The sequence below is a fragment of the uncultured Shewanella sp. genome (genome assembly GCF_947495455.1).
In the GTDB taxonomy this organism is placed as follows: domain Bacteria; phylum Pseudomonadota; class Gammaproteobacteria; order Enterobacterales; family Shewanellaceae; genus Shewanella.
In genome coordinates this window covers 36,965-48,945 of the sequence record NZ_CANLZC010000035.1, presented here as the reverse complement: position 1 = coordinate 48,945, position 11,981 = coordinate 36,965, and the positions used below count along the sequence as shown (strand labels likewise).

The 11,981-nt window shown below is 40.6% G+C and carries 5 protein-coding genes; 3 read left to right on the top strand and 2 right to left on the bottom strand.

From position 1 onward, the window contains the following. On the bottom strand, positions 1-5,390 hold a 5,390-nt coding region (locus Q0791_RS11155; protein ID WP_299006127.1), incomplete at its 3' end, for a type I polyketide synthase. Continuing rightward, the gene (locus tag Q0791_RS11150) at positions 5,387-6,268 is read right to left on the bottom strand and encodes a phage terminase small subunit-related protein (RefSeq protein ID WP_299006125.1); all 882 of its coding nucleotides are present in this window, start codon (positions 6,266-6,268) and stop codon (positions 5,387-5,389) included. The genes Q0791_RS11150 and Q0791_RS11155, both read right to left, overlap by 4 nt. Before the next feature lie 1,094 nt (positions 6,269-7,362). On the opposite strand from Q0791_RS11150, the gene Q0791_RS11145 reads away from it, so the two are divergent. From Q0791_RS11145 to Q0791_RS11135, 3 genes are all read left to right on the top strand, one after another. After that, on the top strand, positions 7,363-8,463 hold the full coding sequence (locus Q0791_RS11145; RefSeq protein ID WP_299006123.1) for a methyl-accepting chemotaxis protein: 1,101 nt from the start codon (positions 7,363-7,365) through the stop codon (positions 8,461-8,463). A gap of 233 nt (positions 8,464-8,696) precedes the next feature. Then, positions 8,697-9,554 (top strand): cytochrome c, encoded by an 858-nt coding sequence (locus tag Q0791_RS11140; protein ID WP_299006121.1) that lies wholly within the window; start codon positions 8,697-8,699, stop codon positions 9,552-9,554. 182 nt (positions 9,555-9,736) lie between these two features. Continuing rightward, a complete protein-coding gene (locus Q0791_RS11135; RefSeq protein WP_299006119.1) occupies positions 9,737-11,707 on the top strand; it encodes a methyl-accepting chemotaxis protein in 1,971 nt (656 codons plus the stop codon). The last annotated feature ends 274 nt before the right edge of the window (positions 11,708-11,981 follow it).

Below are 11,981 nucleotides of genomic sequence, written 5' to 3'. Positions count from 1 at the left end.
CTAGTGCTAGTGCTAGTGTTAGTGTTAGGGCTTTGGCTATTTAAGTAAGTAACAATTTCACCTAGCGTGCGGCATTCACTTAAATCATCGGGATTGAGCTCTGGCAATTCGGGCAGTTTATCTTGCACTGAGGCGAGGATTTCCACCCGTTTAATGGAATCTATGCCTAAGTCTGCTTCCATGTCCATTTCAAGGTTGAGCATCTCCGCGGGGTAACCGGTTTTGTCACTCATTACACTCAACATACAAGTTTGAATGTCGGCCATTTCAATGCTCTGATGGGATTTCTGCATGCTGGTGCCAGACACGCTCGCACTTGTGCTATCGTTTTGGCTATTTAAACTTTGGCTACTATCACTTTGCGAGCCATTATTTTGTAAGCTTAGGTAAGTGACAATTTCACCTAAAGTTCGGCATTCACTTAAATCATCGGGATTGAGCTCTGGTAGTTCGGGCAGTTTGTCTTGCACTGAGGCGAGGATCTCCATCCGTTTAATGGAGTCTATGCCTAAGTCGGCTTCCATGTCCATTTCAAGGTTGAGCATCTCTGCGGGGTAACCGGTTTTGTCACTCACTACACTCAACATACAAGTTTGAATGTCTGCCATTTCAATGCTCTGATGGGGTTCCTGCATGCTGGTGCCAGACACGCTCGCATTTGTGCTATCAATTTGGCTATTTATACTTGGGTTATTGAAGCTCTGGTTATTCAAATTTTGGCTACTATCACTTTGCGAGCCATTATTTTGTAAGCTTAGGTAAGTGACAATTTCACCTAAAGTTCGGCATTCACTTAAATCATCGGGATTAAGTTCTGGCAGTTCCGGCAGTTTATCTTGCACTGAGGCGAGGATCTCCACCCGTTTAATGGAATCTATGCCTAAGTCGGCTTCCATGTCCATTTCAAGGTTGAGCATCTCCACTGGGTAACCAGTTTTGTCACTCACGACACTCAGCATGCAAATTTGAATATCAGCTATGTCACTGCTCTGGCGTGTAGCCTGAATACTAGTGCTAGTGCTAGTGTTAGTGTTAGGGCTTTGGCTATTTAAGTAAGTAACAATTTCACCTAGCGTGCGGCATTCACTTAAATCATCGGGATTGAGCTCTGGCAGTTCGGGTAGTTTGTCTTGCACTGAGGCGAGGATTTCCACGCGTTTAATGGAGTCTATGCCTAAGTCGGCTTCCATATCCATTTCAAGGTTGAGCATCTCTGCGGGGTAACCGGTTTTGTCGCTCACCACACTCAGCATGCAAGTTTGAATGTCTGCCGTTTGCTCAACAATTTTAATGCTCTGGCTTGTTGCCTGTATGCTGGCGCTAGTGCTAGTGCTAGTGCTAGTGCTTTGGCTATTTAGGTAAGTGACAATTTCACCGAGTGTTCGACATTCACTTAAATCATCGGGATTGAGCTCAGGCAGTTCTGGCAGTTTGTCTTGCACTGAGGCGAGGATCTCCACGCGTTTAATGGAGTCTATGCCTAAGTCTGCTTCCATGTCCATTTCAAGGTTGAGCATCTCTACTGGGTAACCCGTTTTGTCACTCACGACACTCAGCATGCAAGTTTGAATGTCTGTAATATTAAGTTTATTGGTGCTGAGCGCCTGATGAGCTGGTATTGCCTCGAAAAGGGCTTGCTTGAGTGGTTCTTGTGTAGAAGCGATTGTTGGAGTGCTAGGGTTATCGTATGCTTTTATACTGTATTCTTGAGCGCTTGTTTGCACGATATCTTGTTGAACAATAGGCTCATTTATTGGGACTGGTGTGCTTGAATCGTTTTGGTTTAGAGCGTTCTCATTTAGATTACTTTCATTTAGATTACTTTCATTTAGATTACTTTCATTTAGAGTACTTGGGCTTTGATGAGGCAAGGTTTGGTCTTGCTTTATCAAGTTCAGTACGGCTTGATTACTTTGGCTCTGTAAGTTTAAGTATTGCGCATGGTTTTTTAGCGTGTCTGCTTGATGTTGATGGAATTGTGCCATAGATTGTTCCAGTGCTGCTGGAATATCCACGCCAGCATTGGCCATTTTAGCTTGCTCAGCCATCATATGGGTCACAGTCTCATTATATTGCTGCGGAATGGTCAAGAAGGTCTGATGTAACTGGGCTGTTTGTTGCTGGGCGGCAAAAAATTGGCTTAATGCTGAATTATCGTTGGGCACGGCGCTTTGACTCTTTAATTGAGGATTGATTTTCGCTTGCTGTGTAGTCGTGTGTGTCGTTTGCGTCACGGGGGAATGAACGCTTGGGTTAACCCCTTGGCCTACGGCTTTTATTTCTGCTTGGTTAGCTTCTTGGTTAACGTCAACTTTTTTATCTACTTCGATAATCTTTTTAACTTCAACCACTTTTTCTTTTTCAATGATCCTATCTTGAATTTGAATTTCGGGTGAAATTTTACCAGAGCTTAATGATTGCGCCATTTTGTTCTGAGTCCCTTGACTGATGTAGTTTGTTGCCGATAACTTGATGGTCATGGGCGTGACTTTTTCAGGCTGGCGTGTAGGGGCTTGGTAAGGATCCAGAGTCTCTAAAGTGATCCCTGCAACAGCCATTTCAATGGCCGCTTGACGCAATTGTTGATCGCTGTTTTGGTGATGATGGAAACTGGCTTTGGGGTTAACACTCACAACGCAGCATTCATCTTTTTTGTCGGCTAAAGTTTCTAATACAAGTTTTTGTAGTGTGCTTTTAGGACCAAATTCCACAAACACCCGCGCACCAGCATGATACATGGCTTCAACTTGCTGGCTAAAATTGACAGCTTGCAACATATGTTGTTTAAAGCTCGCTTTGATGCTGTTGGCGTTATTAGTGTAGGCTTTTGCTGTGCTATTACTAAAAAGCAGTCGTTGAGGTTTAGTGAAACTGACTTTATCAATGGCTTTTGCAAAGGGGGCTTGAGCATGGGCGACTAGTGGTGTGTGAAATGCCCCTGAAACGGGCAATGTAATCACCTTAAAGCCTAAGCTTTTGAGCGCTTGTGTCGCACTTTCTAAAGCCTGTTTTTCACCTGCAATGACAAATTGAGTTGGCGAATTAAAATTGGCAATGTCAACGCCTTGAATATCCTTTAGACAGCCTTGAATTTGAGGCAAACAGCCCGCTTGCTGAGCAATCACGGCGGCCATACTGCCAGCATCCATGCCTTGAGGAATTTGAGACATGGCTTGCCCACGAGCAAAAGCCAGTTGATAATAGTCGTCACGCTTAATGACACCTGCGGCGCATAAGGCACTGAGCTCACCGAAACTATGCCCTGCGACTATATCGGCATTGAATCCTGCGTGAGTCAGTAAGTCATACTGCCCCATCGAGAGTGCACCAATAGCGCTTTGAGCATAAAGTGTTTGAGTGAGATTAACTGTTTGCGCTTTCTCGTCTTGTTTATTAAACACAGGACGAGGGAAGACTTGTTGTGAGACAGGATCAAGATTGTGCTGGCCAAATACATTGTCGGCTAGAGTAAATTGCTGGCGAACTTCAGGAAAGTGACAGCCCAGTTCTAAGCCCATATTCGTATATTGACTGCCTTGTCCAGCAAAAAGAGCGGCGACTTTGGCTGAAGCCTGAGTATCATCTTTATGATTGTCGACTAAGGCTTTGGCGCGAAAACTAATGCCTTGGGGTAAGGTCCAGTGGGTCATTTTATTTTGATTGAGTTCACCGATAGCTAGGATGAGTTTTTCAATCAAATCTTGATGGTTATTGGCAACAAAACCTATTCGAGGATGTGTGGACTTAAGTTTTCTAAAGGAGTAGGTCTCAGCCATAGAATGAATGGCGTGATGATTTTTTTTCGCATCGGCCAATATTTGGGTTAATTGCTCGATAAGCGAATCGCGAGTGGGTTGGCTAAATAAAAACGTTTGTGGCACTCGGCGCTGACGGTAGCCATTGACAAGGTTACTTTTTTCATCTCGCTCAGGTCTTTTATGTTCTTGTTGATATTCTTCCAATACAAAATGAAAGTTAGTGCCGCCAAACCCAAAGGAGCTGATACCTGCTCGCCTTGGAGCGCCATCCGCTCTAGGCAACCAAGGGCGCGTTTGCGTATTGAGATAAAAAGGCGAGTCTTCAATGTTCAGTTTGGGGTTAGGCTGAGAGACATTAATGGTAGGGGGAAGCACTTTATGATGCAGTGCTAATGCCGCTTTGATAAGTCCAGCGGTACCGGCCGTGGATTTCGTATGGCCAATTTGCGATTTTACTGAGCCTAATGCAATATGTTGTTTTTTATCACAAGCTTCACTAAAGACACTTTTTAATCCATTGAACTCTGCTACGTCTCCTGCCGCAGTGCCTGTCCCGTGAGCTTCGATTAATCCCAGTGTATGAGGGGCAAAGCCTGCATCATCATAGGCGCGCTTAAGTGCTTTTGCTTGACCTTCGGGTCTTGGAGCATAGATGCTTTTAAATTTACCATCGGATGAGGAGCCCACGCCCTTAATCACGGCGTATATTTTATCGTTATCTCTTTCAGCATCTTTCAAGCGTTTTAAGGCGACCATACCTATGCCTTCACCTATCATCATACCTTTGGAGTTAATATCAAAAGGTTGAATAACTTCTTGGGTGGTAAAGGCAGGAGTTTTAGAAAAGCTCATGTACATGTAAGGTGAGTTATCAGTACAAACGCCACCTGTTATCATCATATCGCTACGACCATCAACCAGTTCACTAATGGCCATTCGCATGGCGGCTAAAGAGCCCGCACAGGCAGCATCCACCACGCAATTCATGCCACCTAAATCGAATCGATTAGCGATTCGACCTGCAATGACATTGCCTAATGAGCCGGGAAACGAATTTTCTTCCCAGTGAACAAATTGATCTTGGAACTTTTTGATCAACATTTCACTGTCTTTATCATTGATGCCACTTTCTTTAAACACTTTTTTCAGAACAGGATATTGTAAACGAGTGGCTAGACTATGGCTGATTTTTTGACCGCCACCGACACCTAATGTGATGCCAATATGACTTTTATCTGATGTATTAGTGATCCCGGCATCGGCTAAGACATCTTTTGCGACCAATAAAGACAACAATTGTGAAGTATCGGTTAGTTCCAAAAGATTAGGTGGCAGGCCAAATTCCATGGGGTTGAAGTCGACTTCGGGTAAAAAGCCCCCTCGTTTGCAATAGGTTTTATCAGGAGCACTCTTATTGGTATCGAAATAATCTTCAGCCTGCCAATGGCTTGATGGTACATCGGTAATGCCATCAATTTGATCACTGATGAGATCCCAAAATTGATCTAAATAGCGTGAATGCGCAAATAAACTGGCCATACCGACAATGGCAATGGGCGTATCTTTTAATCGTTTATTTAAACGGGGATCCATGTGTTTCTCATTTGTTGGGTTATCTTTTTTTGAGCTCATATTGAGTCTCCAGTGATCGCAGAGCTGTCTGCGTCGATGTTAGAATTCGTTGTGTGAGACAGTGGGCTTTGGCGAGTGTTGGCCATATCGGGGAATTGCTTCAAGAAAATACGATAATTACGGGATAATAATCGACGTAAATGAAAGGGCCCTGATTTAAGCACATAAGTCATGTAGCGTTTAGCTGCTTGTTTGTGGCAGCCTTGATAAATATCGAGATATAGCCAGTTGCTTGTGGGATCGGTACCGACAAAAACACAGCTAGGTTGACTGGTATCAATAGTTTGTTCGAAAGGTGCTGCACATTCATCATCTTCGGCTGGATGCGGTAAATGCCCCAATTGAGCTGGAATAACAATAGACACCACTTGAACGACATCGCGACCATTAGCACTTGGCAAACCTAAGGTTTGTGCCAATGTTTTCGAATTGAGTGTGTAGGTCATTAAATGACTGTCTTTCATTAGTGGTAATTGATTGCAATAGTTTTCACGTAATGCACTTTGAGAAACCGTTTTTAATTGAGAGACACCATGGCGTTTAAGACATCGAGCGAGACCTGAACGGGACACATATGGATTAATAAAGGTTTGAGTGGCTTTTAATAGCTTGTCCAGCGGTATTTTTAGTTGTGTGCGTAGCCCCACAACGACAAATTCTTGTAGTGGAGTGAGTGTGGTATTGAGATGATGAGGAGTTGTTGAGCCATCATTAATCGAATCTCTTTTACGCCATTTGCGCACTGTGGCTTCACTGATGTTAAGTACTTTGGCTAGCTGTTTTACGCTTAATGTTGACTCTTGAATGAAGGTTCTCATTTCAGGTGTCGTTGTGGCATTGGGGTGCTTAGCTTTCATTGCGGCCTGTTTATTATCCATTACATGTGCTATTTATTTTTGATTGTTTGTGTTTTGCCGCTATCGAATGTTTATCACTCTAATTAGAGTGAATAATCTATTGGGACACTGTGATTTTATATGGGTAAAAAAAACAGACAAAAGTATTAAGTCCACGTTTAAGTTATTATTTATTTTATTTATGGTGCGAAGAGTACAATAGGTCAGGGTGCAATACAATGATCTGGGACTAGAAGTTTTTTAAGTCGTAAATATCGACTCTTTTTAACAAGAGTGAGTGTTAAATTTAGCCCAATTAGATGTGTCAGTGACAGGTTTTTAACCTTAATGGAGAATGTGTTTCAAAAGCGCTGCTATGGCTTAGTTATGGCTTAGTTATGATTGGATTGAGGGGTTGTGAGTCAGAGTCTGCGAAATAGTCTTGTGGTGAGGGCGGTATTGATTTAGCTATATCGCTTGAAGTTTAGGGGGGTAACGGTTAAAGAATGGCTTTCTCTATAGTCAACTAAAGTTAAGTGGATATTTATGTGACTTTGATTTCAATATCAGTATTTTTATCTTAATTATTTTTATTTTTTGTGAAAAAATATCTTACATAATAATGATCTAGAGCCTGAATGGCTCGTGACAAAGGATTGTTATGGTTTTTTTTGTTAAATTTGATAATTTTTTGTTCGAGTTCTGGTTTTTTTTGGTCGCTTATACTTCTAATAGCATGACTCAAGTACAGCCTGATGGCATTCTTTCAAGTCGTGGCTGTCTGTGGTTGGTGTCATGCTCATTCTAAGCAATGATGATTCATATTTCACCTATTAATTAATTAGTTATAAAAATATGATAGCCTGACAGACTAACTTTTTTAGGCTATAAAAATGAGTATTTAAGGGATTATATGGAATAAAAATATAGAATGTTGATATAACTAGATTATTTTGATTTTCAACATTTTTTTCAACTGATAATAACAAAGGAAGGCTCGTTGAGTTTTAGGGCTTTTACCTTTCATAACCACTGGAGTTGTGCCAAACACTGAGTGTTTGATTGTATTATGTGTTGCAGTGTATTTGTTGAGCTTAGTGAGTGAATAGCTTAAATCCTATAGAGATAATATTGAAATGTTTTTTCGAAGTACAAAAAAAATTGCAGAGCTTGAGCGTATCAATAGAGAGCAAGTTAAAGAGATTGCCTTTTTAAAACAAGAATTGGCCAGTAAAACGAATAATAGTGACGAGTTGGCCCAAAAGGTATCAGAAGGCAAGCAAGCGTTAACCCATCAACAAGGTCTCAATGAATTGTGGTTGAACTCTGCTGAAATGATTATCGGGGTTCGAGAGGAAATTGCTGATTCAGCAAATTCTTTGGTGCTCAAACGCGATGATTTTAAGGGGTCTATCTCATTATTTGATAATATCATTGAGCTGCTACATACGACTGTCGATGCGACTTCAATAATCAATACTGATACCGATAAAGTCTCTGGTTCCATTGCCGATTTAAAGAGTGTAACGGAAGGTATTAATGGCTTTATTAATTTAATTCAAGGGATCACTGAGCAGACAAATTTGCTCGCGCTAAATGCTGCGATTGAAGCGGCTCGTGCTGGTGAGCAAGGGCGAGGTTTTGCTGTGGTGGCTGATGAGGTTCGTGCGCTGGCAAAACGTTCAGCGGATGCAACCAATGAAATTGCTTCTCTTATTACTCAAATTAATCAAGGGATGGACAGTGTTGTAGAAGGTATTGGTGATGTTGGTACAAATAGCTTAAATGTGAGAGAAAATTCTGAGTCGATCCAAAGTACAACGAAAGAAGTGGTTTCTGTTTCTCAGCAAATGTACGCAGTGATCAGTAATACGACGGCAAAAAGTTTTATTCAGACTGTGAAAATGGATCATATTGTTTGGAAGCTTGAAGTGTATAAAGTCATGCTAGGCATGTCGAATAAAACCATGAGTGATTTTGCCGATCATACTATGTGCCGTTTAGGAAAGTGGTATTATCAAGGGGAAGGTGCTGAGAAATATTCGTCTTTGCCTTATTTCAGAGCATTAGAAAAGCCCCATGTGGCCTTGCATCAAAACGGTATTTCAGCCTTGGATGCCCTTGAGCAAGGTGATGAAGCCAAAGCGGTTCAATATTTAGATTTAATGGAAAAAGCCAGTGCCGAGATATTGAGCCATTTATCGGCGCTGGGTAGCGCGATGGATATTGAAGTGTAATTCAGGATATTTGTTAAGGTGGCCAAAGTATTTGGCCACCTTTTTTATGAAGGCTAAGCTTTGTTTGTCATTAGCTTTTCTTTAAGTCAGTGCCAGATCGCTAGCGCTTTATTGATTTTGGGTAATACTAACCAAGATAGCATTTGTGTCAAAGAAAGCTATTAAGTGTCATGACATTCAGGTGATTGAAAATCGGTATTTTCAGTCATTTTGGATATTGTTAGGGGATGAGCATGTATCAGAACCAAGGGAAAATGCTATTTAAGTCCACTTTATGGCTGGAAGGTTTTTTTTTATTGTTATGTTTGAGTCGGTTTAGTTGGGCTAATGGGGCCGATAGTTTAATTTTTTCAGTTGATGATCAGTCAGTGGATAGCGTTCTATTATCGACACTTCAGAAAAACTTAAACAGCCACTCTATTGAAGTCACAAGTCCCTATTATGCTGAAAACAAAATGACTGTTAAGCATTATGAAGGCTTTCGTATTCAAGATATACTGAACTGGGTATATGGGCAACAATGGCAAAATAATTCCAGTAATGATATTAGTTTTATTGCTGCTGACGGATATAAAACGATATCTAGCGGGGATATTTTTAAACAGACTGGAGGGTATCTTGTTTATAAAGATTTAGATGTCGATCAAGGATGGCAAACTATCTTAAGTCACGGAAATAAGCTCGATCCGGGTCCTTTTTTCTTGGTATGGACGGGGGAAAAACAAACATCTGAATTGGGCTTTCCTTGGCCTTGGCAGGTAACAGGAATTGAAGTGATACAGTTTGAAAATCAATACCCTAAGGTTTATCCTCAAGGCATAAGTCTGAATAGTAAGGTGTTTAAAGGTTTTGCTATATTTAAAAAAGAATGCATCCAATGCCATGCTATGGATCAACAAGGAGGTATGATAGGGCCAGATCTTAATGCACCACAGAATATTTTGGACTATCGTTCACGTAATATGGTTAAAGCCTATATTCGGGATCCACAGACGTTTCGTTATTCAAAAATGCCAAGCCATTTGCATTTAACTGAGCAAGAGCTAGAGCAACTTATCGATTATTTTACCTTTATGGGCCGTTCGAAATGAGCTAAAGAGGTGACAAACTTGTTTCATTCAAGTTTTGAGAATAGATAGAAATCTAATATTGTTTGCTGCCTTTGAAAATTCTTGTGACTATTTTGTATTTAAAGTTAAAATATTAGGTTTTACAGTATAAGTATATGTTAAAGTTAAGCGGATGATTTACGTAGCAATTGCAGGAGAGCTGAATGCTAACGATCCGTAGTAAACTTATATTTGTCTTTTTAACGATTGCACTATTACCTGTGTTAATTGTTTCTGTTATTACATCGCAGAATGTTATCCAACATGCTAAAACGAGCTTTATTCAGACCAGTAGTGTGGATATTGCCATTATCGAACAGTCATTTAGTCATTTTTTTGATGTGCTCAGTTACAATGTGTCTTTTTTAGCTGATAGTGATATCGTGCGGGCCACGAATAAGGGGGAGATCAGTACTTATTTCAATGAATCACGAAAACCGTCTCAAGTGGCGAAAGCAAATGGCGGTCGAGAGCAAGAAATTTTCGAGTTATTCAGTGCTGTTGGTCAAAATAATCCGACTTTAGGTTTTGTCTATATGGGGAATAAGGATGGACAATATTTGGAGTGGCCAGGTACAGCAGACTATGCAAATTGGGATCCTCGTAATGAGCCTTGGTTTGCGTTAGGTGAAAAGGGTAAGGATCAAGTTCAACGTATCGATGGTTATTATTGGGAACCCGATGATGCTGTGTATGTTTCTGTCTTAAAATCATTTAAAAATGAAAAAAATGAATTTGAAGGCGTGGTGGCTATTGATGTCTCGGTCAAAGCCCTGACTGAAATGGCTCAAAAAATTAAATTTGGTGATACTGGTTTTTTGATGATTGTTGAAGGCAATGGCAATATTTTGATTGATGCCAATAATCCTGATAATAATTTTAAAGCACTAAAGACGCTTGAGGATCCTTATTTTCAAAGGATTGCACAGACAGAGTCAGGTGTCGTTGATTTGGATATCAATGGTACGCACTATATGGCCAATATTGTTAACTCGTCCAAATTAGGTTGGAAAATTATTGGCTTTAAGCAAAGTGATGAAATATTTGCTTCTGCAAAGCAGCTCATTTGGATGACTGTGATTGTCAGTGGTGTGTTGGTTGCTTTATTGGTTTTCTTGGCAGTGATTTTTGCCAAGCATATTGTTGATCCTATCAATGAAGTGAAAATAGAGCTGAAAACGTTAGCGGAAGGTGAAGGGGATTTAACCGCCCGCTTAAATATTAAGAGTAAAGATGAAACCGGTGAATTAGCTAATTGGTTTAATCAATTTATCTCCACTACACAGGACATGATCCAAGAAATTAAAAATCATGCCGGTAATATTCATCGTGTGTCCGAAGGTGCTAATGATAGCGCTATTCAAGTTGCAGTGTCTTCTAAAGAGCAGCTGATCGCCATTGAGCAAGTGGTGACGGCCGTGACTCAAATGGCGGCGACTGCTAATGAAGTGGCGAAAAACTGTGCAGATACTGCCGATGTGTCTCAAGAAGGACTAAAAGCGTCTCAAAATGGTAAGGATGTCATTAAAACCAGTATTAATAGCGTGCAAGAGCTCGGTGTGAGTATTCAAAAATCTAATCAAGTGATCCAAGAGTTGGAGCAGGAAACTGAAAATATTAATAATATTTTACTTACTATTCAGGGGATTGCAGAACAGACGAACTTGTTAGCATTAAATGCGGCAATTGAGGCTGCACGTGCTGGTGATCAGGGGCGGGGATTTGCTGTTGTTGCCGATGAGGTGAGAAACCTTGCAAAACGCACCCAAGACTCAACAGGTGAAATTAACCATATTCTTGGCATGTTAACAGAGCGAACAAAGTTAGTATCAAAAAACATGGATGTTAATTTAATGCAGTCTAATCAAGCGCTTGATTTATCTGAGCAAGTCAGCATAGTGTTTGATAATATCGAAATTTCTGTTGAGAAAATTCGTGATATGGCCACACAAATAGCCAGTGCCGCAGAAGAGCAACATTTAGTGACCGAAGATATCAGTAGTAACATTGTCTCTATTAGTGATGCGGCTTCTATGATGTCAAGATTGTCTAAAGAAGTTGAAATAAATGCCACAGAGCAGGCCAAACTCGGTGAGACTCTGACGCTGCGCGTGTCTAATTTTAAAACAGAATAAGTATCACTAAGTATCACAGGGATATCAGTTGATGCGCTATTGTTAAGATCCAATGACAGCCAAACATGTTCCTTAGGGAAGTGTTTGGTTGTGAGTTCATTGGCTGGTTAAAATGTATTATTCATAATTACTGTTATTGTTTATGTACTAATATCGATTTCATGGATTGAATGTTGGAGCAACTTTTACCTCGATACATTATTTTATAGCTCTGTAGTTTCATGTTCTAGGTTCCGTTTTGATAATAAATTAATAGGGAACTAATACCAAGCTA

Excerpts from the sequence above, each read along its gene's own strand:
- Q0791_RS11145 (WP_299006123.1), top strand. The coding sequence starts at position 7,363 with ATGTTTTTTCGAAGTACAAAAAAAATTGCAGAGCTTGAGCGTATCAAT.
- Q0791_RS11150 (WP_299006125.1), bottom strand. The coding sequence starts at position 6,268 with ATGGATAATAAACAGGCCGCAATGAAAGCTAAGCACCCCAATGCCACA.
- Q0791_RS11140 (WP_299006121.1), top strand. The coding sequence starts at position 8,697 with ATGTATCAGAACCAAGGGAAAATGCTATTTAAGTCCACTTTATGGCTG.
- Q0791_RS11135 (WP_299006119.1), top strand. The coding sequence starts at position 9,737 with ATGCTAACGATCCGTAGTAAACTTATATTTGTCTTTTTAACGATTGCA.